This window comes from Rhizobium sp. A22-96, assembly GCF_053521805.1.
On sequence record NZ_JBNWDQ010000005.1, the window covers coordinates 292717 to 315381 of the forward strand.

General features: G+C 59.7%; 25 protein-coding genes. 11 read left to right on the plus strand and 14 right to left on the minus strand.

Going from position 1 to position 22665, the window contains the following annotated elements; all coding sequences use genetic code 11:
- Positions 1-91: 91 nt before the first annotated feature.
- The gene (locus ACQZ6F_RS22955; RefSeq protein ID WP_068397707.1) at positions 92-1018 is read left to right on the plus strand and encodes a DMT family transporter; all 927 of its coding nucleotides are present in this window, start codon (positions 92-94) and stop codon (positions 1016-1018) included.
- 96 nt (positions 1019-1114) lie between these two features.
- On the opposite strand, the gene hemW is transcribed toward ACQZ6F_RS22955, so the two are convergent.
- The 4 genes from hemW to rph are packed head-to-tail and all read right to left on the minus strand — an operon-like array spanning position 1115 to position 4128.
- Positions 1115-2308: a radical SAM family heme chaperone HemW gene (hemW, locus tag ACQZ6F_RS22960; RefSeq protein WP_449094235.1), complete on the minus strand. Its 1194-nt coding sequence runs from the start codon at positions 2306-2308 to the stop codon at positions 1115-1117.
- Positions 2309-2326: 18 nt separating this feature from the next.
- Entirely contained in the window at positions 2327-2971 is a 645-nt protein-coding gene (gene rdgB, locus ACQZ6F_RS22965) for an RdgB/HAM1 family non-canonical purine NTP pyrophosphatase (protein WP_068397958.1), read from the minus strand.
- Between the two features lie 11 nt (positions 2972-2982).
- The gene (locus ACQZ6F_RS22970; protein WP_077468528.1) at positions 2983-3399 is read right to left on the minus strand and encodes a VOC family protein; all 417 of its coding nucleotides are present in this window, start codon (positions 3397-3399) and stop codon (positions 2983-2985) included.
- Positions 3400-3411: 12 nt separating this feature from the next.
- On the minus strand, positions 3412-4128 hold the full coding sequence (rph, locus tag ACQZ6F_RS22975) for a ribonuclease PH (RefSeq protein WP_449094236.1): 717 nt from the start codon (positions 4126-4128) through the stop codon (positions 3412-3414).
- A 172-nt stretch (positions 4129-4300) separates the two neighbouring features.
- On the opposite strand from rph, the gene hrcA reads away from it, so the two are divergent.
- Positions 4301-5389 carry a heat-inducible transcriptional repressor HrcA gene (hrcA, locus tag ACQZ6F_RS22980; protein WP_077468530.1) on the plus strand — a complete coding sequence of 363 codons (1089 nt, stop codon included), beginning with the start codon at positions 4301-4303 and terminating at the stop codon, positions 5387-5389.
- Positions 5390-5398: 9 nt separating this feature from the next.
- On the opposite strand, the gene ACQZ6F_RS22985 is transcribed toward hrcA, so the two are convergent.
- Positions 5399-5833, minus strand: a complete 435-nt coding sequence (locus ACQZ6F_RS22985; RefSeq protein ID WP_077468531.1) for a GFA family protein — start codon at positions 5831-5833, stop codon at positions 5399-5401.
- 215 nt (positions 5834-6048) lie between these two features.
- Here ACQZ6F_RS22985 and grpE point away from each other — a divergent pair, with 215 nt between their 5' ends.
- A complete protein-coding gene (gene grpE / locus ACQZ6F_RS22990; protein WP_077468532.1) occupies positions 6049-6687 on the plus strand; it encodes a nucleotide exchange factor GrpE in 639 nt (212 codons plus the stop codon).
- 137 nt (positions 6688-6824) lie between these two features.
- On the opposite strand, the gene ptsN is transcribed toward grpE, so the two are convergent.
- The 6 genes from ptsN to lptC form a co-directional block, all read right to left on the minus strand.
- A complete protein-coding gene (gene ptsN, locus ACQZ6F_RS22995) occupies positions 6825-7289 on the minus strand; it encodes a PTS IIA-like nitrogen regulatory protein PtsN (protein WP_077468533.1) in 465 nt (154 codons plus the stop codon).
- Between the two features lie 90 nt (positions 7290-7379).
- On the minus strand, positions 7380-7955 hold the full coding sequence (gene hpf / locus ACQZ6F_RS23000; RefSeq protein ID WP_077468534.1) for a ribosome hibernation-promoting factor, HPF/YfiA family: 576 nt from the start codon (positions 7953-7955) through the stop codon (positions 7380-7382).
- 250 nt (positions 7956-8205) lie between these two features.
- Positions 8206-9756 (minus strand): RNA polymerase factor sigma-54, encoded by a 1551-nt coding sequence (gene rpoN, locus ACQZ6F_RS23005; protein ID WP_077468535.1) that lies wholly within the window; start codon positions 9754-9756, stop codon positions 8206-8208.
- A 195-nt stretch (positions 9757-9951) separates the two neighbouring features.
- Complete coding sequence (gene lptB, locus ACQZ6F_RS23010) at positions 9952-10731, minus strand: LPS export ABC transporter ATP-binding protein (RefSeq protein WP_077468536.1); 780 nt, start codon at positions 10729-10731, stop codon at positions 9952-9954.
- 46 nt (positions 10732-10777) lie between these two features.
- Positions 10778-11437 carry an LptA/OstA family protein gene (locus tag ACQZ6F_RS23015; protein ID WP_077468537.1) on the minus strand — a complete coding sequence of 220 codons (660 nt, stop codon included), beginning with the start codon at positions 11435-11437 and terminating at the stop codon, positions 10778-10780.
- On the minus strand, positions 11434-12120 hold the full coding sequence (lptC, locus tag ACQZ6F_RS23020; RefSeq protein WP_077468538.1) for an LPS export ABC transporter periplasmic protein LptC: 687 nt from the start codon (positions 12118-12120) through the stop codon (positions 11434-11436). Before lptC ends, ACQZ6F_RS23015 begins: the two co-directional genes overlap by 4 nt.
- Before the next feature lie 325 nt (positions 12121-12445).
- Between lptC and sppA the strand changes: the two genes are divergently transcribed.
- From sppA to ACQZ6F_RS23035, 3 genes are all read left to right on the plus strand, one after another.
- On the plus strand, positions 12446-13402 hold the full coding sequence (gene sppA, locus ACQZ6F_RS23025) for a signal peptide peptidase SppA (RefSeq protein ID WP_077468539.1): 957 nt from the start codon (positions 12446-12448) through the stop codon (positions 13400-13402).
- A 26-nt stretch (positions 13403-13428) separates the two neighbouring features.
- Positions 13429-13734, plus strand: a complete 306-nt coding sequence (locus ACQZ6F_RS23030) for an integration host factor subunit beta (RefSeq protein WP_004120746.1) — start codon at positions 13429-13431, stop codon at positions 13732-13734.
- Between the two features lie 157 nt (positions 13735-13891).
- The gene (locus ACQZ6F_RS23035) at positions 13892-14224 is read left to right on the plus strand and encodes a LapA family protein (RefSeq protein ID WP_068397669.1); all 333 of its coding nucleotides are present in this window, start codon (positions 13892-13894) and stop codon (positions 14222-14224) included.
- Here the strand turns inward: ACQZ6F_RS23035 and ACQZ6F_RS23040 are convergent.
- Together ACQZ6F_RS23040 and ACQZ6F_RS23045 are read right to left on the minus strand one after the other, a co-directional pair.
- Positions 14216-14674, minus strand: a complete 459-nt coding sequence (locus tag ACQZ6F_RS23040; protein ID WP_449094237.1) for an N-acetyltransferase family protein — start codon at positions 14672-14674, stop codon at positions 14216-14218. The two genes, ACQZ6F_RS23035 and ACQZ6F_RS23040, sit on opposite strands and share 9 nt — an antisense overlap.
- A gap of 37 nt (positions 14675-14711) precedes the next feature.
- On the minus strand, positions 14712-15164 hold the full coding sequence (locus ACQZ6F_RS23045) for a CoxG family protein (RefSeq protein ID WP_449094238.1): 453 nt from the start codon (positions 15162-15164) through the stop codon (positions 14712-14714).
- A 115-nt stretch (positions 15165-15279) separates the two neighbouring features.
- Here ACQZ6F_RS23045 and ACQZ6F_RS23050 point away from each other — a divergent pair, with 115 nt between their 5' ends.
- The 5 genes from ACQZ6F_RS23050 to olsB all read left to right on the plus strand — a co-directional run bounded on the left by ACQZ6F_RS23050 (position 15280) and on the right by olsB (position 21225).
- Positions 15280-16407, plus strand: coding sequence for a class I SAM-dependent methyltransferase (locus ACQZ6F_RS23050; protein ID WP_449094411.1), 1128 nt, complete (start codon positions 15280-15282; stop codon positions 16405-16407).
- The gene (locus ACQZ6F_RS23055; protein ID WP_077468543.1) at positions 16404-17264 is read left to right on the plus strand and encodes a TrmH family RNA methyltransferase; all 861 of its coding nucleotides are present in this window, start codon (positions 16404-16406) and stop codon (positions 17262-17264) included. The genes ACQZ6F_RS23050 and ACQZ6F_RS23055 overlap by 4 nt, the downstream gene beginning before the upstream one ends.
- Complete coding sequence (gene lspA, locus ACQZ6F_RS23060; protein WP_077468544.1) at positions 17261-17779, plus strand: signal peptidase II; 519 nt, start codon at positions 17261-17263, stop codon at positions 17777-17779. The genes ACQZ6F_RS23055 and lspA overlap by 4 nt, the downstream gene beginning before the upstream one ends.
- A 55-nt stretch (positions 17780-17834) precedes the next feature.
- Entirely contained in the window at positions 17835-20117 is a 2283-nt protein-coding gene (locus tag ACQZ6F_RS23065; RefSeq protein WP_449094239.1) for an ATP-binding response regulator, read from the plus strand.
- Positions 20118-20346: 229 nt separating this feature from the next.
- A complete protein-coding gene (olsB, locus tag ACQZ6F_RS23070) occupies positions 20347-21225 on the plus strand; it encodes a l-ornithine N(alpha)-acyltransferase (protein ID WP_077468546.1) in 879 nt (292 codons plus the stop codon).
- 6 nt (positions 21226-21231) lie between these two features.
- Here the strand turns inward: olsB and ACQZ6F_RS23075 are convergent, their stop codons facing one another.
- Positions 21232-22641, minus strand: a complete 1410-nt coding sequence (locus ACQZ6F_RS23075) for a DUF5939 domain-containing protein (protein WP_449094240.1) — start codon at positions 22639-22641, stop codon at positions 21232-21234.
- Between the last annotated feature and the right edge of the window lie 24 nt (positions 22642-22665).

A 22665-nucleotide genomic window follows, 5' to 3' on the forward strand; every position in this document is an offset into this window, starting at 1 on the left:
ATTATCCTAGTAATTCTGGTGTTTGGCAAGCAAGCGAAAATAGGCGCCTGACAAGCTGAACTCAATCATTCGAAAGTGGGGGTTGGTCGTCATGCAGCAGAAATCCATGGGTGCGCTCGAGTGGGGCATGTTGGTGGCGCTATCATTGCTTTGGGGTGGCTCCTTCCTGTTCAACGGCATTCTGGTGCGGGAGTTGCCGCCCTTCACCATCGTCACGGCGCGTGTGGCGCTTGCTGCCATTGCTCTTCATGTCATCGTGCGCATGACCGGACATTCCATGCCGCGCGATCGCCAGGCCTGGCTTGCCTTCTTCGGCATGGGCTTCCTCAACAACGTCATTCCCTTCCTGCTGATCGTCTGGGGCCAGACGCATATTGCCAGCGGCCTCGCCTCGATCCTCAACGCAACCACACCGCTTTTCGGCGTCGTGGTCGCGCATTTTCTGACCGCGGACGAGAAGATGACCGGTAATCGCTTGATCGGCGTCATCGTCGGATTTGCCGGCGTGGCCCTGATGATCGGCCCGTCGGTGCTCGCAAGCCTGGGCGGCTCGAATGCACTGGCGCAGCTCGCCGTGCTGGCTGCTGCCTTCACCTATTCGCTTGCTGGTATATTCGGCCGCAGGTTTCGCCGCATGGGCTTAGCGCCGATCATTCCCGCTGCCGGCCAGGTCACCGCCTCGACCGTGCTGCTATTGCCGATCGCGCTCTTTGTCGATCGTCCCTGGACGCTCGCAATACCCTCGAGCGAAACCTGGCTCGCGCTTGCCGGCCTTGCCATCCTCTCGACTGCGATCGCCTATGTGCTGTTCTTCCGCATTCTGGCAACCGCGGGCGCCACCAACCTGATGCTGGTGACGTTCCTCATTCCCGTCAGCGCCATCCTTTTGGGCGCGCTTATTCTCGGTGAGGACCTGCAGATGAAGCACTTCATCGGCATGGCGATGATCGCGGTCGGCCTTGCGGCGATCGATGGACGTTTGCTTACCCTCCCCTCGAGGGGGAGGGTCGGCACGTAGGGCCGGGGTGGGGTGATCGCGGCAACTTCTGAGGCTAGGCAATTGTCACCCCCACCCGCTGCTTCGCAGCGACGTCCCCCCTCAAGGGGAAGGTGACTAACAGGCGAGATCGGCGACGACAGAATCGAGAACCAGCATTCCCGACGGCGTGCAGCGCAGGCGGGAATTGCCGATCCGCTCGATGAAACCGTGTTCCAGTAAAAACGCCTCGCGCTGTGGATCGGGATCGCGTCCCGAAAGCTCCTGCCAGCGCACGAGATCGATGCCTTCCTTCAGACGCAAGCCCATCAGCAGCAATTCGTCGGCCTGCTCGTCGAACCCGAGCATTTCCTGATCGACCATACCGTGGCCGTCACGTTCGACCATCTCAAGCCAGCTCTCCGGCTTGCGCTCGGTCGCTGTTGCAAGCTTTTGCGGTCCGTGAGTCAGTCGGCCATGGGCACCGGGCCCAATACCGGCATAGTCGCCATAGCGCCAATAGGTGAGATTGTGCCGGCTCTCGGCACCCGGACGGGCATGGTTGGAGACCTCATAGGCCGGCATGCCCTCGCGCTCAGTAATCTCCTGCGTCGCCTCATAGAGCAGCGCCGATTGATCACCATCGGGCACGATCAGTTTGCCGGCCTTGTGAAGGCCATAGAAGGGCGTGCCTTCCTCGATCGTCAACTGGTAGAGCGAGAGGTGGTCGACCGCATAGGAGATCGCCTCCTTCAGCTCGCGTTCCCATTCCTCGACGGTCTGGTTCGGGCGGGCATAGATGAGGTCGAAGGACATGCGCGGGAAGATCTCGCGCGCCAGCCTGATCGCCTTCAGCGCATCGGCGACGTCGTGCAGGCGGCCGAGGAATTTCAGGTCGCGGTCGTTCAGTGCCTGCACGCCCATCGACACGCGATTGACGCCAGCCGCGCGATAGCCGCGAAACCGTTCGGCCTCGACGCTTGACGGGTTGGCCTCCATGGTGATCTCGATGCCGTCAGGCATGTGCCACGTCCGGGCGATGCCGTCGAGAATGGCGCCGACAGTCTCCGGCTTCATCAGCGAGGGGGTGCCGCCGCCGAGAAAGACGCTGGTCACCGTCTTCGGGCCGCTGATCATCCGTATCGACGTCATTTCCTTCAGAAAGGCGGCAGCGAAACGCTCCTGATCAACTGGCTGATGGCGGACATGGCTGTTGAAATCGCAATAGGGACACTTGGCCGCGCAAAACGGCCAATGCACATATACGCCGAAACCGGGCTCGCCGGTATCCGGTAGCAATTGCGCGCCGCGCATCAGCTGTTGCGAATCCATGATATCCACTAAGTAAGCTTACGCCTCCAGGCAGGTTTCGACAAAGACCTTGAAGGCCCGGGCGCGATGCGAGAGTGCCTGCGGATCGCCAGGCTTCCAGCCATGCTTCTCCTCGGCGCTCATTTCACCAAAAGTGGTGTCGTACCCTTCCGGCTGGAAGATCGGATCGTAGCCGAAGCCCTGGGTGCCGCGCGGTGGCCAGGCGACCGTGCCTTCGACCTCGCCGCGGAAAAGCTCGGTATGTCCGTCAGGCCATGCCAGGCAAAGCACGCTGACGAAGCGCGCCGTGCGGCTTTCCGGCGACGTAGCGCCGGCTTTCTCAAGAGCGGTCTCGACCTTCTGCATCGCCATCGCGAAATCGCGGGTGCCGTCAGCCGTTTCGGCCCAGTTGGCCGTGTAGACGCCCGGATCGCCGCCGAGTGCATCGATCACCAGACCGGAATCGTCAGACAATGCTGGCAGGCCGGAGGCATGTGCGGAGGCGAGCGCCTTGATCGCAGCGTTTTCCTCGAATGTCGTGCCGGTCTCGTCCGGCTCGATGAAGTTGAGGTCGGCAGCCGATTTGGCTGTGAAGCCGAAGGGGCCGATCAAGTCCTCGATTTCGCGGATCTTGCCGGCATTGTGGCTGGCGACGACGATGGTTTTGGTATCGAGCTTACGCATGTCCTGTTCCGTCATAGGCCCCAGATGCGGGGTTCTGCGCATTCCAGGCTGTTGCCGGCCGGATCGCGGAAATAGATCGAGCGGCCGCCGTTCGGCCAGTGAAAATCGGTTTCGATGGCAATGCCGGCAGCTTTCAGCCTCTGCGCCATTGCCTCGATGTCGTCACCGCCGACACGGAAGCACACATGACCATGGCCCGTCGTCCCATGCGAAGGCACGGGAAGGGCGTCCGGTTCCGCTGGCTTCATCGTCTCGGCCGGATTGAAGATCAGCAGCACGCCTGATCCGCAGCGGTAGAAGATATGGCGGTTGCCGCCGCGCGAGATCTTCTGCAAACCGAGAATGCCGCCGTAAAAAGCTTCGGCGGCATCGAGATCATCGGCATAGAGAGCCGTTTCCAGGATGCTTTCGAGGGCCGTATCTGCCATTGCAAGATGTCCTTAGGCGATTGCCTGCTTCTGCAGATCCACCAGTTCGGCAATACCATTCTTGGCAAGGCCCAGGAGCGTGGCGAATTCCTCTTCGCTGAAAGGCGCACCCTCGGCGGTTCCCTGGATTTCAACGATGCCGCCCTTGCCCGTCATGACGAAGTTGGCGTCGGTTTCCGCCGAGGAATCTTCGAGGTAGTCGAGGTCGATGACCGGCTGGCTGGCGAAGATTCCGCAGGAAATGGCCGCGATATGATCCTTCAGCACCCGATCCACCTTGACCATGTTGCGGCTTTCCATCCACTTCAGGCAGTCGTAAAGCGCGATCCAGCCGCCGGTGATCGAGGCCGTGCGCGTGCCGCCGTCGGCCTGGATGACGTCGCAGTCGACGGTAATCTGGCGTTCGCCGAGCTCCTTCAGATCGACGACCGCGCGCAGCGAGCGGCCGATGAGGCGCTGGATTTCCTGCGTGCGGCCGCCCTGCTTGCCGGCAGCTGCCTCGCGCTTCATGCGCTCGCCGGTGGCGCGCGGCAGCATGCCGTATTCGGCGGTGACCCAGCCCTTGCCGCTGTTGCGCAGCCATGGCGGTGTTTTTTCCTCAAGGCTTGCCGTGCAGAGCACATGCGTATCGCCGAACTTGACCAGGCAGGAGCCTTCGGCATGCTTGGAAAAATTGCGCTCGAACGACACTTTGCGCATCTGGTCGGTTTTTCTGCCTGAAGGCCGCATTCCACTCTCCTGAAAGTTTGTCGACCGCTTCTACGACCCGTAGGCGGCTTTTGCAAAGGAAAAGCAGGTCGAAAGGCCCGGCGGCGACGGCAGCAGCATTTTTCCCTTTCGCCATTGCTAACTGAATGATTATATTTTGGCCAAGGCTCAACGAAATGGATTAGACAGCGAAATGGTATTCACGACATCGTCGGTTTCGGATGTCATTGCTGCACTGGACGAACGATCCAAGGAAGTTTTCCGCCGTATCGTCGAGGGCTATCTGGAGAATGGCGAGCCGCTTGGATCGCGCAATCTCTCCCGCCTGCTGCCGATGTCCCTGTCGCCGGCCTCCGTGCGCAATGTCATGAGCGATCTGGAAGAGCTAGGGCTTATCTATTCGCCGCATATCAGCGCCGGCCGGCTGCCGACCCAGGTCGGGCTGCGTTTCTTTGTCGATGCCTTCATGCAGGTCGGCGATCTCTCGGCTGAGGATCGTGCCACCATCGACCGCCAGGTCCGCGGCAGCAATCGCGATCAGCCGATGGAATCTGTTATGACCGAGGCGAGCCGTATGCTCTCCGGCATTTCACGCGGCGCCGGGCTGGTGATTACCTCGAAGAACGACCCGGTGCTGAAGCACGTCGAATTCATCCGTCTGGAGCCGACCAAGGCGCTCGCCGTGCTCGTGGGCGAGCATGATCAGGTGGAAAACCGCATCATAGAACTGCCGGCCGGCGTCACCTCCTCGCAGTTGACGGAGGCGGCGAATTTCCTCAATGCCCATATGACGGGCCAAACCCTGCCGGATCTGCGCCGTCAATTGCAGACGTTGAAGGAGAGCGTGCGTCACGAGCTGGATACGCTGTCGCGGGAGCTGGTCGAGCGCGGGATCGCCGTCTGGTCCGGTGGCGAGGACGAAGGCAAGCCGACGCAGCTCATCGTCCGTGGTCACGCCAATCTCCTGTCCGAAATTGCCGGCGCCGAGGATCTGGATCGGCTGCGGTTGCTTTTCGACGATCTCGAAAAGAAGGACAGCCTGATCGAGATACTCAATCTGGCCGAAAGCGGGCCGGGCGTGCGCATCTTCATCGGCTCGGAAAACAAGCTCTTTTCGCTCTCCGGCTCGTCGCTGATCGTGGCGCCTTATCGCGACGACGACGATCGCATCGTCGGTGCTGTCGGCGTCATCGGCCCGACGCGGCTGAACTACGCCCGTATCGTGCCGATGGTCGATTATACGGCCCAGCTGATTTCAAGGCTGTCACGCTCAGGCATCTGACGGACGCGCCTAATCTGGAAGCAGCGTTCCAGATCCGCCCATCTCGGCCGGAAAATCCTTCTGCTTCGGCAGTCCGTCCCGCAGATGCAGCACCGTCGTTTCATAATTGACGTGCAGCGCCGGCTGAAAGTCGAGGGCGGGAAGGGTGGCCGCGTACACGTCGGTCACGCCCCACAAGGGATGCTCTGTCAGCAGATGGCCGCCACAGACAGTGCACCATTTGCGCACGCTCTTCTCGGTCTTCTGATAGCTGCCGATATGATCGGCACCCTTGGTGATGTGGACGGCTTCCGGTGGCCAGAGCGAAAAGGCGTTAACCGGCCCCGCCGACCACTCCCGACACGAGTCGCAATGGCAATAGCCCATCGCCATCGGTTCGCCGTCGACCGCGATCTCCACTGCGCCGCAAAAACATTTTCCTGAAAGGGATTTGCCACTAGACATGGATCTCACCTCGCATTGTGCTGAGATGAACCTCATCATATCACCACGGGAGAGGTCTGGATAGGCAAGGTTCCGATCGGAGTCTTTGATCGACGGGCTTTCTGATGCCGCGAGAATATCGGGAATTGGCTGTTCTTCTCGACAAAGCCTTGATTTTTTCCGGGTAAACCTCGATATCGGGCACATCCAAAAGACAAAGCAATTCGGAGACCGTCATGACCGACGAAACAACGAAAACCGGACCTGACGCCACGGCGGCCGACGCTGCTGCGGATTTCGCTCAAGAAGCAGCGGAAACCGTGGATGCGACGGAACCGTCTCAGCCCGACCCGGTTGAGCTGCTGAAGGCCGAAAACGGCGAACTGCGTGATCGCTATCTTCGCCTCGCCGCCGATATGGACAATCTTCGCCGGCGTACCGAGCGCGAGATAAAGGACGCAAAGTCCTACTCCGTGGCAAGCTTCGCCCGCGATATGCTGGCGGTGGCGGATAATCTGCGCCGTACGCTGGATGCCATTCCGGCCGAGGCCCGTGCCGGCGGTGATGCCGGCCTGACGACCCTGATTGAAGGTGTCGAGATGACCGAGCGTTCCATGCTCTCCGCCCTGGAGCGTCATGGCGTGCGTCAGATCGAGCCGGTCGGACAGAAGTTCGACCCCAATTTCCATCAGGCGATGTTCGAAGTGCCGAACCCAGAAGTGCCGAATAATACGGTGGTGCAGGTGGTGCAGGCTGGCTTCGTGATCGGCGAGCGCGTTCTGCGCCCGGCCATGGTCGGTGTCGCCAAGGGCGGCCCGAAGATCGTCGAAAATGCCGAGGGCGCCAATAGCCCGCTCGACGAAAAAGACGCCTGATCCACACACGGAAATAAAAAATAAGAGCCGGATGATTTCAGATCATCCGGCTCTTATTTTTGCCTTGGTCCGATGCGATCCAAACCGTCAGAGCATGACGCCGAAAAGTGTAAGCGGTTTTCGGACGACATCCGGCTCTAAGCGGCGTTGGATGCCTGTTCCTCATTGAGGAATGAGTAGATTGCCGATGCGGAATCGGTAGCGCGCAGCTTGGCGACCAGATCCTGGTCACGGAGCACGCGGGCAATACGAGACAGCGCCTTCAGATGATCAGCGCCTGCGCCTTCGGGCGCGAGCAGCAGGAAGACGAGATCGACGGGTTGATCGTCCAGAGCCTCAAAATCAACGGGCGCCTCGAGGCGCGCGAAAATGCCGGCGATGGACTTGATGCTGGCGAGCTTGCCGTGCGGGATGGCGATGCCGTTGCCGACGCCGGTGGAACCCAGGCGTTCGCGCTGCAGCACGACATCAAAAATCTCGCGTTCGGGAAGTCCGGTCAGTTTCGAGGCTTTGGCCGCCAGTTCCTGAAGCAATTGTTTTTTGGAATTTGCCCTCAAGGCGGGGATGATCGCATCTTGGTGTAGCAAATCTGCCAATGCCATTCTCTTTATCCTTCGTGTCGCCGAGAGCCGGTAACGGGAAAAAGCGGCGGCCGGGTGCTGTTACGCGCCGCCGCCGCTTATCTTCTATTCTCAGCTTTTGATATTGGCCGCGTCGATCCAGCCAATGTTACCGTCCTGGCGGCGGTAGACGATGTTCAAATGTTCCTTGCCGGGGCTGCGGAAGAGCAGCAACGGTTCGTCGGTCATATCGAGCGCCATCACGGCGGTCGCTACCGACATGGTTTTCAATTGCTTCGTGCTTTCAGCAACGATCACCGGCGCGAAATCGGCGGCAATTTCCTCGTCGTCATCCGGCACGCCATCCATGACGGTATAGGCAACTTCCGCCTGACCGTTGATGTGGTTGCCGGCCTGATGATCCTTAAGCTTGCGTTTGTAGCGTCGCAGGCGTTTCTCGATGCGTGCAGATGCTGCGTCGAACGCCAGCTGCGGATCCATGGCTTCACCGGCAGCATGCAACACGACACCACTGTCGAGGTGAAGCTTGCAATCGGCCGCAAAGCGAGAGCTGGATTTCTGCACCGTTACCTGACCCGAATACCCCCCGTCGAAGTATTTCGTCACGGCCATACCGATCTGGTCCTCGATCCGCTGCCGGAACGAGTCACCAATTTCCATATGTTTACCGGAGACACGCACACTCATGGAGTTTCCCTTCTTGTAGTGGTTATTGCGCGTATCAGTTTACGCCAAGCCTCAAGCTCATCCAAGCACTTCACGCGGTCAAAGACAAATTGCGTATTTCGACCGCCTTCGGGATGATGGGGATAAGTTTCATGGTCGTGCTGTCCTGCAGCGATTGCGGCGGGCTTCTAGCCCCACCACATGGGAAAGTCAACTGCATCTTAACGGACTGTTAGGAGATCCGCACCCTGTGGTTGAAGATCGACAATCGTCAGAAACTGGCGACTTTTGCCAAGGCCCGCTTCTCTCGGCGTCGTTGCACGGACGATGGGATGTTCATGGCTTCCCGGTATTTTGCAACCGTGCGGCGAGCCAGCTCGATGCCGCCGCTTTTGAGCGTATCGACGATATCGTCGTCTGACAGAACCGCATCCGGGCTTTCGTTCGATATCAGCAGGCGGATCTTGTGGCGCACGGCTTCGGCCGAATGACCGTCGCCACCCTCGACAGCGCTGATCGAGACGGTAAAGAAATATTTGAGCTCGAACATTCCGCGCGGCGTCAGCATGTATTTGTTCGAGGTGACGCGGCTGACGGTCGATTCGTGCATCTTGATCGCGTCGGCCACGGTCTTCAGATTGAGTGGCCGCAGATGATCGACGCCATGGATCAGGAAGGCATCCTGCTGCCGCACGATCTCGCTTGCCACCTTCATGATGGTCTTGGCGCGCTGGTCCAGACTGCGGGTCAGCCAGTTGGCGTTCTGAAGGCATTCCGACAGAAAAGCGTGGTCCTGACTGGTTTTGGTGACGGAAGCGAAATAGGACTGGCTCACCAGCACCCGAGGAAGAGCATCGGGATTGAGCTCCACCAGCCAGCTACCATCAGTGGAGGGGCGCACGACGATATCAGGCATGATCGCTTCGGACACGCTGGTCTCAAAGCAGCTGCCGGGCTTTGGGTTCAGCTGGCGGATTTCCGCCATCATGTCGAGCAGGTCTTCCTCATCGACGCCGCAGAGCCGCTTCAGCGATGCGAAATCGCGCCGCCCCAGAAGTTCCAGATTCTGGATCAGCCGCTCCATGGCCGGATCGAACCGATCCTTTTGCCGAAGCTGGATTTCCAGGCATTCGCTGAGGGAGCGGGCGAAGATGCCAGGGGGGTCCAGCAGCTGCAAGGTAGCCAGCACGCGCTCCACATCCCCGATCGCCGAGCCAAGGCGCTCCACCGTCTCGTTCAGGTCGGCACGGAGATAGCCGGCTTCATCGAGTTGGTCGACGAGGTGCTGTGCGATCAGCCGATCACCCATGGCGGGAAACGAAAATGGGATCTGTTCGTTCAGATGGTCGCGCAGCGATACCTGGCCGGCGACGAAATCGTCCAGATCAAAACTCTCGCCCGCTTCTCCGCCGGGCATGGATTTCCATTGACTTAGCAGCTCAGGCGCGTCGGCCCGCTGCGGGCTCCCGTCGTCGGGGAAGACGTCGCTGAAATTGGTGTCGAGCTCGTTGTTCAGCCTGTCGGCATTGCCGGTATTTTCGTTCTCGTACCAGTCGCTCGCAAGGTCGCTGCTGTCGAAAGTCTCGTCGTGGCTATCGCCTACGGCCTCGAAGGAATCGTCCTTCGTCTCGCGATCACCATGACTGCCCATATCTTCGTCATTTGACGCAAATTCCAGCAGCGGGTTTTTCTCGACTTCCTGGCCGATGAATTGTGTCAGTTCGAAATGCGTCATCTGCAGCAACTGGATGGATTGCATCAGTTGCGGTGTCATCACCAGGCTTTGGCTTTGGCGCAGGAAAAGATTGGCCGATAGTGCCATGGCGGACGCGAGACTCCCCTTGAACTCCTCGGGAATTCGCGTTTTCCGTCACTAAAATCTTCGCGAAATTCCAACTGGCCCAAAAATTGCTTTTTTATAAGATTTGGTCAAGTGGAACTGTGAAGCAAAGGTAAATTTCGGCCGCGCGGCAGTTTTATATAATATTAAAGCGCGAGCGGATCGAATTTCAGCCTATCAAAGGCTGAAATTGTCACCGAGATAGAGTTTCCGAACTTCCGGATTGCTAACGATATCGTTGGCTCTGCCATGGGTGAGCACTTCGCCGGCATGAATGATATAAGCGCGGTCGATCAGGCCAAGCGTTTCACGGACATTGTGGTCGGTGATCAAGACACCGATGCCGCGCGCCGTCAGATGGTGGACGAGGTTCTGAATGTCGGCGACCGAGATCGGATCGACACCGGCAAAAGGCTCGTCGAGCAACATGAAGGTCGGATCGGTCGCCAATGCGCGGGCGATTTCAAGGCGTCGCCGCTCGCCGCCCGAAAGAGCGATCGCGGGCACGGTGCGCAGATTGCGAATGTGGAATTCCTCCAGCAATTCGTCGATCTTGTGCTCTCGCTTTGCCTTGTCCTTTTCGTGAACCTCCAGCACGGCGCGGATGTTCTGTTCCACCGTCAGGCCACGAAAGATCGAGGCTTCCTGCGGCAGATAGCCGACACCGAGCCGCGCGCGACGGTACATCGGCATCGAGGTGACATTGTTGCCGTCGATCTCGATCGTGCCTTCGTCCACGGGCACCAGCCCGGTGATCATATAGAAACAGGTCGTCTTGCCGGCGCCGTTCGGCCCCAGCAGACCCACTGCTTCGCCACGCCGCACGACCAGCGAAACGCCGTTCACGACACGGCGTCTACCGTAGGTTTTGGTGAGGCCGCGCGCAATCAGGGTGCCCTGATAGCGCGCTTTATCCGCGGCCGGCGCACCGGATGTCGCAGAAGATGGCCCGGGCATACCGGGTAAGGTGGTGGTGGTCGATGTGGTCACGAGGGGGCCAGTATCAGTTTTTGTTCTGTTGTTGCTGCACTTGCTGCGACTTCGGATCGAGCTGGATCTGGACGCGGCCCCCACAGGCATCCAGCTGTGCTTCACCTGTCGCCATATGCACGGTGAGCTGGCAACCCGTGAAAACATTCGGTCCGTCCGTCAGCACAACCTTCTTGCCCTTGAGGATGGCGAGCTGGTTTGCCATGTCGAAGGAACCGTCTTCGGCGGTCGCCGTCTGCGTGCCGGAAACGAGGTAGACCTTATCGGTGACCAGAATGTGGTCGATGTTCGCATCGCCGGAGACCAGAGATTCGTTCTGTTCCTTGGCGACCTTGGCGACGGGATTGTCCGCCGGCTTGGGCGCGTTGGCATCGGCCGGCTGCTTCTTCTTGTAGAAGACCGTCATCTTTCCAGCCTGCATTGTCGTGGTTCCCTGAACCACCTTGACGTTGCCGGTGAATACGGCCTGGCTCTCCGCATCATGGATTTCCAGCTTGTCGCTTTCGATCTGGATCGGCTGATCCTTCGAAATGGCGAGACCGGGCATCTTGCTTGTCGTTGCCTGCGCACCGGCTTCGGCGGCTGCAAAGAGAGCAAGCGCGCCGATGGCGCAGAAAAGGCCGGCTCTGCGTCGGCGGGAGTTGAAAATTGAATGTGTCCAATCGTTTATCATGAACCGCCCGGCTTCTTTTCGCTAGCTGAATTGTTGAGTGCGGACGGTTCGATATGCACCTGAACCTGCCCGTCGAGTTCGATTACGCTCCCCTTATCCGTCATCTTGAGCGAACGCGCAACAACCGACATGCCACCTCGAAAGATTGAAACCTGATCTTGGCTCGACAGGTCGCCCTTCTTGACGTCGAGGAACGCCGTCCTGAATTCGGCGCGCAAGCCATTGTCCATCACGATGGTGAAAGGTTCGGTCAGCTTCAGCGTATCGGCCTGTCGGTCGAAGTCCGCGCTTTGAGCGGTCACATGTGCGATCACGTCCGTATTGACGGGCATGGATGCCTTGATGGTCTTGAGCGTGATCATGTTGGGGTTCTTGATATCCTGCAGCGCCTTTTCGGCGAGCAGGGAGTAATTGATGCCGTCCTTGTTGCGGCCGGCGATGGCCGGGCGCTCCATCACGACCTTGCCGTCCTCGATCTTGGCGCCTTCGATCTGGATCTCGGCCGGCAGATAGGCGCGGATCACCGAGACGCCAATGAAGATCAGCGAGATGATTATCGCGATCAGCGGCAGCAGCACCCTCAGTCTTCTCACGCGCGTCGAGTGGAAGATCGCGTCCTTATAGTGGCTTCGTTCCGGCAAAGCGCGGACGGTCTCGCCGGGGGTCTCGATCGTATTGAGCATGCAACAGGTCCGTCTTTTCTGATCCGGAGAACCGCATTGACGTTATGCGAGGCTGTGTCAAAAAGCCCATCGGATCGTTTCGCATTATTGCACTTGCTTGCCAATATGGATTTTTTTCTGCAACCAAGCAAATTTGGCGGAGAAATATGCCATAAGCCGGTTTCATCCGATCGGGCGATGCCCTATCTCATGAGCCAGCAGAGCGACGTGCCGCTGACGACATCGAAAACGGGAACAGCTTTTCTCTGAGGATTGTGCCTGTTTCAAGGTGTCATATATCCGGTTCGTATCGCATTCAGTTTGTTGCAGGGAGAAATAAGGCGTGATGGACAGTTCTGCAATCGCGGATCGGCGACAATTACGCCGCAGGCTTGGTTTCTGGCGCATTGTTGCCGTTTTGCTCCTCGTGGCCCTTGGTTTTGCGCTCTATCGCTTCATCGCCGGGGACTTGCCGGATGCGCGAGGACCACAGGTCGCTCGCGTTACGATCTCCGGGCTCATTCAGGATGATCCAGAGCTTCTGGAGCGATTGAAGAAGATCCGCGACAACGACCAGGTCAAGGCGTTGATCGTCTCGATCTCGTCGACCGGCGGAACGACCTATGGCGGCGAGCGCATCTTCAAGGCGATCCGTGCCGTCGCCGCCAAGAAGCCTGTCGTCTCCGATATCCGCACCGTTGCCGCCTCGGCCGGCTACATGATTGCCGCCGCCGGTGATGATATCGTCGCCGGCGACACCTCGATCACTGGCTCCATCGGCGTCATCTTCCAGTATCCGCAGGTCAAGGATCTGCTCGACAAGGTCGGCGTTTCCCTCGACGAGATCAAGTCGGCGCCGTTGAAGGCCGAGCCTTCGCCGTTCCATCCGGCCAGCGAAGACGCCAAGAACATGATCCGCAACATGGTCATGGACAGCTATGGCTGGTTCGTCGATCTCGTCGCGGATCGCCGCAAATTGCCGCGCGAAGACGTGTTGAAGCTCGCCGACGGCAGCATCTTCACCGGCCGCCAGGCGCTTCAGAACAAGCTGATCGACACGCTTGGCGGCGAAGACGAGATCCGCACCTATCTTGAAACGCGCAAGGTCAGCAAGGACCTGCCGATCGTCGATTGGAAGCCGGAAGACAAAAGCTCGTCCTTCTTCTGGCCAAGTGCCGCGGCCTGGTTGCTAAATGGCCTTGGTTATGGTGATTTTCTGAAGGCAGATGGCTTTCAGAAAGTCATGACAGAGAAGTTGTTTCTTGACGGCCTGCTTTCTGTTTGGCAGGGTGCTGCCAACTGATAAATCAATGATTTAAGGGGGTAGCCGTGATCAAGTCGGAATTGGTGCAGATTGTTGCCGCCCGCAACCCGCATCTCTATCACCGCGACGTCGAAAATATCGTCAACGCAGTCCTCGATGAGATCACCGATGCCCTCGCCGCCGGAAACCGGGTTGAACTTCGCGGCTTCGGTGCCTTCTCCGTCAAGAACCGTCCCTCCCGCTCCGGTCGCAACCCGCGCACGGGCGATACGGTGTTCGTCGAGGAAAAGTGGGTTCCCTTCTTCAAGACCGGCAAAGAGCTGCGCGAGCGGCTTAATCCAGGCGCCGGCGACGAGGAAGACGACAACTGATCGTCTGGCTTCGGCCGAACTTTCCCGGGATGGCCCTTCGGACATGATTGTGCCGCGACGCGGTGGCACTTGAACTCGGCCGCGTCTTTTCTATTCTGCGGCTTAAGGCGGTGCGTGTGCGATCTACACGGCTACGCCCGGATAAAGGAGCTGCGCAATGGCCAAGAAGATCGTCAACCTGCTGATATTGCTGCCGCTCGGCATCATTTTTATCGTATTCTGCGTTGCCAACAGGCAGTCGGTGACACTTGCGCTCAATCCATTCCGGCCGGACGATCAGGTGTTGTCGCTGCATGCGCCGCTTTTCGTCCTGCTGTTCGTGGCGCTGATCGTCGGCATGCTCGTCGGCGGCGCGGTGACTTGGTTCAGCCAGGGAAAGCATCGCAAGCGCGCCCGCAGCCAGTCGCTCGAGGCGGTGCGCTGGCAGGCGGAGGCCGATAAGCACCGCACGCGCGCCGAGCAGATTGCCGGGCAGCTTCCGTCAAAGTGACTGGATGCCGCGAAGCCGCATTTCCTTGTAGTCGCCTTCCGGCGAAGCTCCGTCGCCGATGATTTCGAAGCCGAGCGCCCGATAAAAAGCCATGGCATGCGTGTTTTTGACCAGGCATTTCAATCGATATCGGCGTTTCGGCCAATCCGGCAGGGCGGCAAGCAGGGCTTTGCCGGCACCGCGGCCCTGAAATGCCGGGAGAATATAGAGCATATGGATGAAGTCGTCCGCGTCCCATAGCGCCGCGAAGCCTGCGATCACACCATGCAGGTCCTCGCAAACCAGCAGGCGCTCGCCCGCCGAATGAACGGCGAAATCCTCAAGGTTGAAATGGCTGGGATCGACCCAGAGGAACGTCTGCCGGCGAACGCTCAGATAAATCTCGGCAAGAAGCGGCATATCCTGCTCGCGTGCCGGACGGATGGTCCAAGTCTCGGGTATCGTTGTCATGACTCGATTATATGGGCGCCAAATGTGATCGTGGCAATCAGGCTTTGGCTTGGCCGTTGATCGCTGCAGTGAGATCGGAAAAGAACTGCTGTGTAATCTTCTTGGCGCTGGAATCGACCAGCCAAGAGCCAAGCTGCGCGATCTTGCCGCCGACCTGCGCATTGGCTTCGTATTGCAGGATGGTCTCGTTGCCGTCTTCCTTAAGGACGACGTCTGCACCACCCTTGGCAAAGCCGGCAATCCCACCCTTTCCCTCGGCATAGATTGTGTAGCTTATCGGAGGGTTGATATTGGAGAGCGTCACATCGCCGTTGAAGGACGTCGAGAGGGGGCCGATCTTCAGCTTCACGGTCGCGGTCAGTTCCGTCGAGGAGACCCATTCGAGGCTCTCACAGCCGCGAATGCACTGCTTGAGCATATCGGGGTTGTTCAGAGCCGCCCAGACTGCGTCCCTGGGTGCCGCGATCCGCTGTTCGCCGGTCATGTCCATACGCAATCCTTCCAATGCGACATTATGAACATGGATCATCGCAGATCGGAAAGCGCTTTGCCAAGTGGCGGCCAGATGCTATTTGCACGCTCATATCAATTTTGAGACAAGCATGGTGAAACATAGGGAAAACCGGCCCGGCCAGAAAGCAGCGGGCGGTCTCGGGGCAAAACCCCGGCGTGACATGCCCGGCAAGCCGCCGGCAAAGCCCGCGCATGCCTTGCGGCCCGCTAAACCTTCGCGGGATCACGGCGAGCGGGTAACCGAGCCGCGTGTTGCCGCACCGGTGGCTGCCGCGCCCGAACGTCCGCTGATCGCCCGAACCGGCGAGCGGCCGGCAGAGCGCGTGCCAGTCATTCTCGAGTCGCTGGGCGCCGGGGATTTTCACCTTATCGACACCGGCAACGGTCTGAAGCTCGAGCAATACGGCCCTTATCGCATCGTGCGCCCCGAGGCGCAGGCGCTGTGGCCGCCATCGCTCGCCGCCCATCTGTGGGACAATGCCGATGCCATCTTCACCGGCGATACGGACGAGGACGGCATGGGCCGCTGGCGCTTTCCGCGCGAGGCGCTCGGCGAAACCTGGCCATTGCAGTTGCTTGGTGTCGATTTTCTCGGTCGCTTTACCGCGTTCCGCCATGTCGGCGTCTTTCCCGAGCAGATCGTCCATTGGGCGTGGATGAAGGGACAGGTCGAGGCGGCGAAACGGCCGCTGAAGGTGCTGAACCTCTTCGGCTATACCGGCGTGGCTTCGCTCGTCGCTGCCGCCGCCGGCGCGGAAGTCACCCATGTCGACGCCTCCAAGAAGGCGATCGGCTGGGCGCGTGAAAACCAGGCCCTGGGCCGCATGGAAAAGCTGCCGATCCGCTGGATCTGCGAGGATGCGATGAAGTTCATCCTGCGCGAAGAGCGCCGCGGCAGCAAATATGACATCATTCTCACCGACCCGCCGAAATTCGGCCGTGGCCCGAATGGCGAGGTCTGGCATCTTTTCGAACATCTGCCTTCCATGCTCGATATCTGCCGAGAGATCCTGTCGCCGAAGGCGCTTGGACTGGTGCTGACGGCCTATTCGATCCGCGCCAGCTTCTATTCGATCCATGAATTGATGCGCGAGACCATGCGCGGGGCCGGCGGTGTCGTCGAATCCGGCGAGCTGGTCATCCGCGAGGCCGGCCTTGATGGCCGCACGCCGGGCAAGGCGCTTTCCACCTCTCTCTTCAGCCGCTGGGTGCCGAAATGAATCAGGATTTCCGTAACGACGGCCCGCGCAGGGTCGGGCAGGTCAAGGAGGTCACCTCGCTTGCCAATCCGATCGTCAAGGACATCAAGGCGCTGACAGTCAAGAAATCGCGCGAGGAGAGCGGTGCTTTCCTGGCCGAAGGCCTGAAGCTGGTCATCGATGCCCTCGAGCTCGGTTGGACCATCCGCACGCTGGTCTACGCAAAGTCCGCGAAAGGCAAGCCTCTCGTCGAACAGGTGGCGGCAAAGACCGTGGCATCCGGCGGGCTGGTGCTGGAAGCGAGCGAAAAGGTCATTGCGTCGATCACCCGTCGCGACAATCCGCAGATGGTGGTCGGTGTCTTCGATCAGCGCTGGCGGCAGCTGAGGGACGTCAAGCCGCAAGTTGGCGAGACCTGGGTGGCGCTCGACCGCGTGCGCGATCCCGGCAACCTCGGCACCATCATCCGCACCGCCGATGCGGCCGGTGCCTCCGGTGTCATCCTCGTCGGCGAAACGACCGATCCGTTTTCGCTGGAAACCGTGCGCGCCACCATGGGCTCGGTCTTCGCGATGCCCGTCGTCAAGGCGACGCCTGAGGAGTTTCTGGCATGGAAGAAGAAGGCCGATGTCTCGGTCGTCGCCACCCATCTGGCCGGCGCGGTCGACTACCGGACCATCGATTACAAGAAGAAGCCCGTCGTCATTCTGATGGGCAACGAGCAATCCGGCCTGCCGGATGTCCTGGCGAAAGAGGCCGATGCGCTTGCCCGCATTCCGCAGGCCGGCCGTGCCGACAGTCTCAATCTGGCGGTTGCGACGGCGGTCATGCTGTTCGAAGCCCGCCGCCATATCCTGACCCTTAGCGAGAGCCGATGACCGAAAGCGAGACCAATCCACAGCCGCCTGTAAAGCCGGCGCTGTTTTCCCGGCCTTTGCCGATCCTGATCTTCATCGTCATCGCCGTCATCCTTGACCAGATCGTCAAGATCACGGTCGATCACTGGCTGCCGCTGCAGGAAATGGTTCCGGTCATTCCGATGCTGGCGCTCTATCGCACCTATAATCTCGGTGTTGCCTTCTCGATGCTGTCAGGCATGGACGGCTGGTTCATTGTCGGCATGCGGCTTGTGATCGTCGCCTTCGTGCTCTGGCTTTGGCGGCATACGCCCAATCATCGCTGGCTCGCCCATCTCGGCTTTGCCCTGATCATCGCCGGCGCTCTTGGAAACCTGATCGACCGCTTCCTCTACGGCCATGTGATCGACTATATCCTGTTCCATACGGAAACCTGGTCTTTCGCGGTGTTCAACCTGGCCGATAGTTTCATTACAGTCGGCGCGGCCTGCGTGATTCTCGACGAGCTTCTGATGCCGAAAAAGGCGAAAGCTTAAAATTCTAGCGAATCCCTGAAGGCATCGGGAACGTTGCCCATGCTAGCCAGATTGCATGAGCACGCTGGCAAATCTGCAGGAAAAGCTTGCCGCTGACATTACGCGCGGCCAAACCGGATCGATCGAAGGGCTGACCGGGAACGGGCCGCCCTTTGCCGAGCCGACCGAGACGCTGCAGGAAGCGGAGCGGCGCCTGACACCGTCGGCGCGTTGGCTGCAACGCCATTGGCTGAACGGCGGCGGTCTGATTGTCGGTATCATCTTGCTCGCGATCGGCTTTGCCGGAGGCCCGCTGACCCTGGCCGGCGTTCTGGCCCTCGTGGCGATTACCCTGATCGCTATCGGCGTCTTCAATATGTGGAAAGACGCGCACAAACCTGCCGCTGTCGCCGCCGATCTCAGCGAGAGCGAACATGACCGTCTTTGGGAGCGTAAGGAAAGCAACAGTCTGCTCGCCACCATTCATGATGCGCTCGGCGATATCACGGTCACCCGCAGCATCGATCGGCGGATTCTGGACGCCAACGCCACCTTCCGCAAGCTGACGGGCAAATCCAATCCCGAAGGTCTGACGCTGGAGGAGACCGGCCTGGTCTTCCGCGCCGTTACCGACGCAAAGCATCAGGATGCCGAGATATCGACGCCCGAGGGTCGTCGCATCTTTGCCTGGCATGATGTCATATTTCGCGATCCGTCGACGGGACAGTTGTGCATACAGAGTGTGGCGCGCGATGTGACGGAAGAACGCCAGACGACCCGCCTTCGCGAGGATGCGAGGCTGAAGGCCGAATATAACAGCGCCGCCAAGTCGCGGTTGCTGGCGACCGTCAGTCATGAAATCCGCACGCCCCTCTCGGGCATTCTGGGCATGAACCATCTGCTTGCCCAGACGCCGTTGACGCTGGAGCAGGCCAATTACCTGACGGGCATCCGCCAGTCGGGTCATGCGCTGGTGCAACTGGTCGAAGATCTGCTCGACTTTTCCACCATCGAGGTCGGTCGTTTCCAATTGCATCCCCGCAAGGAAGCTTTCCGGCCATTGCTGGAAGGCGTCGTCGAGATGCTTGCCCATCGCGCCCATGAAAAGGGCATCGAAATCGCCGCGACCGTTGCTGCCGATGTACCCGAGGCGATGGAGTTCGATCCGGCCCGACTGCGCCAGGTCTTGTTCAATGTCCTCGGCAATGCGGTGAAGTTCACCCAGACGGGCGGTGTGCTCGTGCGTGCCAGCCTGCAAGGGCGTAATCTCGCAATCTCGGTGCAGGATAGCGGCCCGGGTATGACGGAGGAGGAGCAGGCTCGTATTTTCGGAGAGTTCGAGCAGGCTGGCACCATCGTCGAGAGAAGCTCCGGCACCGGGCTCGGGCTTGCCATTTCGGCTCGTATCCTGCGCGAATTCGGCGGCGGACTGAATGTCGCCAGCGAACGCGGCAAAGGCAGCGAATTCACCGTCAGCTTCCCCATCGGGTTGGTTGCCGAAGAGGACGGAAACCTCAGGCGCGATGCCGTGCTCAAGGGGGCGCACGTCCTGCTGCTTGCCCCGGAGGGCGCGGCAAGCACCGCCATCGCGCAGACCATTCGCACGCTCGGCGGCCATTGCCGCCTGATCGGCGCCGACGATATCGATGTGCTGAAGCGGTCCTCTTCGACGCAGGAAGGCGGTGCCTGGACCGATCTCATCGTCGATCATCGCATGGCGCCCCTATATTTCAGGGAGGGCAACGAGCTCGCGATGCCGGCGCTGCGCAAGATTTTCCTCGTTAATCCCGAGGAGCGCAACACCCATCCGCTCGATCTCTTCGATGCCTGGCTCATTCGGCCGTTGCGCGAGCAATCGTTGATCGATGTGTTGAGCGGCCGCATGCGCGGCATGGAAAAGCGCGATGCCTTGATCGAAGCCGTGTCCGAGATCGGCATAACCACGCCTGAGGCTGAAGATCCCGCCCTCGAAATCCTGCTCGGCGAGGATGATCCGGTCAACGCCATGCTCATTCGCGCCATGCTTGCCAAGGCAGGCCACAGGGTCTGCCTGGTGGAGGATTTCGATGGTCTGCGTGCCCGCACGGAAAATGCCGAGCCGCGGCCTGATGTTATCGTCACCGACTTCAATATGCCCGGCGGTTCCGGTGCGGCCGTGCTGGCGCAGCTGCGCGCCCAGGAGCGTCGACAGGGATTGCCATCATTGCCGATCATCGTGCTGACGGCCGACAGCCGCGATGCGATCCGCCGCCAGGCCTTGCTTGCCGGCGCCGATGCCGTCATCGTCAAGCCCGTCGACCCCCAGCGATTGGTAACGACGGTGCAAAGCCTGTCGAAGCTGAGCTTCGAACGCGCATAGCCGGCTATTTCGTTTTCGAAGGAAGATTGCGGCCCGGATTCATCAATGCCCGATAGCAGGCATTGATGGTGCTCAACCACAGGCAATCGGTGCCGTTAAGTTGGGGACTGTGCGTTCATTCGAAAATTGCAACGGGCACGCTTCTTGCTTTTAGCAATGCTGCATGTCACTTTCCTGTCGCATGAATTTGGTTTATGGCGCTATATCGGCCCGCAGGGGGAGAATCGCCATGTCCATCGAAATTTTGAATCGCGAAGCTCAGGGCGAAATGGTTCAGTCTTCAAAGGCAACGGTCGCGCCGGTTGCCAGCGATGTGCTTGGACGCATCGGAAATCTAGAAACTCGCCTTGCCCGTACGGCGAGCGAGATCGATGCCGCTCAGGCTGTCCGCTATCGTGTTTTCGTCGAGGAGATGAAAGCGCAATTGCCGGCTGACGCCATGCGTCGTCAGCGCGATATCGACGGCTGGGATGCCATCTGCGACCATCTGCTCGTCCTTGACCGGTCGCTCGAAGGCGATCCGGAGGACCAGATCGTCGGCACCTATCGCCTGCTGCGGCAGGAAGTGGCCATGGCCAATGGCGGTTTCTATTCTTCCTCGGAATTCGATCTGGATGCGCTGCTTGCCCGTCATCCCGACAAGCGTTTCATGGAGCTTGGCCGTTCCTGCGTGCTGCCGGAATACCGCAACAAGCGCACGGTCGAGCTTCTGTGGCAGGGCAATTGGGCCTATGCGCTGAAGCACGGCATGGGCGCGATGATCGGTTGCGCCTCTTTCCCGGGCGTCCTTCCGGAACAGCATGCGCTGGCTCTGTCCTTCCTCTATCACAATGTCCTTGCCAAGGATGAGTGGACCGTCGGCGCCTTGCCGTCGCTTGCTCGCAACATGGACCTGATGCCGGTCGAAGCCGTCAATCCGAAGAAGGCGTTGATGGCGCTGCCGCCGCTGATCAAGGGCTATCTGCGCCTCGGCGCCATGGTCGGTTCGACAGCCGTCGTCGATCAGGCTTTCAACACGACCGATGTCCTCATCGTTCTGCCGATCGCCAGCATCTCCGACCGCTACGTCAATTATTACGGCGCGGACGCGGGTCGCTTCGCCAGCTAACGGATCTCAAGGGATCGCGAAAATATTGATCGCATCCGTGATGCCTCTCAAGGAGACTTGATGGGACTGCGGGCTCAAGCCGCGCGTGGTCAACAACTCGGCGGCGCGCGGATTGTCGATAACGGAGCTCGTGGCGAATATATCGCGTGATGTGGCGAGGTGCTGCACGCGCGAGGCGATGTTGACGGTTTGTCCGAAATAGTCCTGCCGCTCGTTCAGGCTCACTGCGATGCACGGACCTTCGTGAATGCCGATTTTCAGAAGAAGATCGTCGCTGCCGCGCTCTTTGTTGAGGCTGAGCATGGCCTCGCGCATCCGCATTGCTGCGATCAACGCCCTATCCGGTGTCGGGAAGGTGGCCATGACGGCATCGCCGATGGTCTTGACGACTGCGCCGGCTTCTGCCGCCACGATCTCATGCAGGATGCCGAAATGGGTCCTGACCAGATCGAAGGCAGCGAGATCACCGACCCTTTCGTACAGCTCCGTCGAGCCGCGCAGATCGGTGAAGAGAAAAGTGAGGCTGGTAATCTTCAGCCGCTGGTCGATATCGATCGTGTCCGTGCGATAGATGTCGCGGAACGTCTGGTTGGAGAGCAGACGCTTGGCGGTCAGGAACGGTCGGCGTTGGCCGAGCAGGGTGTGGAGAGCCTCGTTGGCCACGCAGATCGATGGCAGCACGCGAAGATCCGTGTGGTTCTCCATCATAATCCGCAGTGGGCCTGGTCGCATTTCGATCGCCTCGCTGTGTCGGTGCATGCGGTCGAAAACAAGCGAGAGAGTTTGCCTTTCCTTCGATGGTTCTCCCTTCACATCGAGGAATTGCGCGGCGTGCGTAACGGGCTCGAAGATGATGGTAAACTCCGCCGGCAACTGAAGCGATATGACGGCCTTCTCGCCGGGCGGCAGTTCCAGGGATTCCAGGACGAATTGATCGACCTTCTCTTCATAGCCCTCATCGGGAAGGTCGATACCCGAGCCCCAGTAGATCTGGCGGAAATATTCGAGAGGCGGCAGTTCATGCGGATTGTGAGCCTCGATGTGGCGTACGCGCGGACTGACGGTGAAAGTGACTTCGACCATCTCGTCGAGCGTTGGCTCGTAGCCGGCAGCGCAAAGCGTACAATTGTAGGTGTCGCTTTGCACTGTTTTCAGCGATGTATTGGCATCCAATACCCCGCCGCAACCTGGGCAGAGAACATTCCACGACATCTCGAACAGGCCGAGGCGCGAGCCATGCAGGAAGGTGTTGATGACCTGCTCTTCGTCGAAGCCTCGATCGGCCGCGAAGGCAAGAACATTCACGCGGTTAAGATTGCGGTCGGGTGCCTCAACAACGAGCCGCTCGATAGCATCGACAATATCCGACTGCGCTGAATGGCGCAGTATTCCGAACAGGACCTGAGCTTCACCCATTCTTACAGTCTACACCGAATTGAT

Coding starts and splice junctions, on each gene's coding strand:
- ACQZ6F_RS22955 (WP_068397707.1), top strand. CDS start 92: ATGCAGCAGAAATCCATGGGTGCGCTCGAGTGGGGCATGTTGGTGGCG.
- hemW (WP_449094235.1), bottom strand. CDS start 2,308: ATGGATTCGCAACAGCTGATGCGCGGCGCGCAATTGCTACCGGATACC.
- rdgB (WP_068397958.1), bottom strand. CDS start 2,971: ATGCGTAAGCTCGATACCAAAACCATCGTCGTCGCCAGCCACAATGCC.
- ACQZ6F_RS22970 (WP_077468528.1), bottom strand. CDS start 3,399: ATGGCAGATACGGCCCTCGAAAGCATCCTGGAAACGGCTCTCTATGCC.
- rph (WP_449094236.1), bottom strand. CDS start 4,128: ATGCGGCCTTCAGGCAGAAAAACCGACCAGATGCGCAAAGTGTCGTTC.
- hrcA (WP_077468530.1), top strand. CDS start 4,301: ATGGTATTCACGACATCGTCGGTTTCGGATGTCATTGCTGCACTGGAC.
- ACQZ6F_RS22985 (WP_077468531.1), bottom strand. CDS start 5,833: ATGTCTAGTGGCAAATCCCTTTCAGGAAAATGTTTTTGCGGCGCAGTG.
- grpE (WP_077468532.1), top strand. CDS start 6,049: ATGACCGACGAAACAACGAAAACCGGACCTGACGCCACGGCGGCCGAC.
- ptsN (WP_077468533.1), bottom strand. CDS start 7,289: ATGGCATTGGCAGATTTGCTACACCAAGATGCGATCATCCCCGCCTTG.
- hpf (WP_077468534.1), bottom strand. CDS start 7,955: ATGAGTGTGCGTGTCTCCGGTAAACATATGGAAATTGGTGACTCGTTC.
- rpoN (WP_077468535.1), bottom strand. CDS start 9,756: ATGGCACTATCGGCCAATCTTTTCCTGCGCCAAAGCCAAAGCCTGGTG.
- lptB (WP_077468536.1), bottom strand. CDS start 10,731: ATGCCCGGGCCATCTTCTGCGACATCCGGTGCGCCGGCCGCGGATAAA.
- ACQZ6F_RS23015 (WP_077468537.1), bottom strand. CDS start 11,437: ATGATAAACGATTGGACACATTCAATTTTCAACTCCCGCCGACGCAGA.
- lptC (WP_077468538.1), bottom strand. CDS start 12,120: ATGCTCAATACGATCGAGACCCCCGGCGAGACCGTCCGCGCTTTGCCG.
- sppA (WP_077468539.1), top strand. CDS start 12,446: ATGGACAGTTCTGCAATCGCGGATCGGCGACAATTACGCCGCAGGCTT.
- ACQZ6F_RS23035 (WP_068397669.1), top strand. CDS start 13,892: ATGGCCAAGAAGATCGTCAACCTGCTGATATTGCTGCCGCTCGGCATC.
- ACQZ6F_RS23040 (WP_449094237.1), bottom strand. CDS start 14,674: ATGACAACGATACCCGAGACTTGGACCATCCGTCCGGCACGCGAGCAG.
- ACQZ6F_RS23045 (WP_449094238.1), bottom strand. CDS start 15,164: ATGGACATGACCGGCGAACAGCGGATCGCGGCACCCAGGGACGCAGTC.
- ACQZ6F_RS23055 (WP_077468543.1), top strand. CDS start 16,404: ATGAATCAGGATTTCCGTAACGACGGCCCGCGCAGGGTCGGGCAGGTC.
- lspA (WP_077468544.1), top strand. CDS start 17,261: ATGACCGAAAGCGAGACCAATCCACAGCCGCCTGTAAAGCCGGCGCTG.
- ACQZ6F_RS23065 (WP_449094239.1), top strand. CDS start 17,835: ATGAGCACGCTGGCAAATCTGCAGGAAAAGCTTGCCGCTGACATTACG.
- olsB (WP_077468546.1), top strand. CDS start 20,347: ATGTCCATCGAAATTTTGAATCGCGAAGCTCAGGGCGAAATGGTTCAG.
- ACQZ6F_RS23075 (WP_449094240.1), bottom strand. CDS start 22,641: ATGGGTGAAGCTCAGGTCCTGTTCGGAATACTGCGCCATTCAGCGCAG.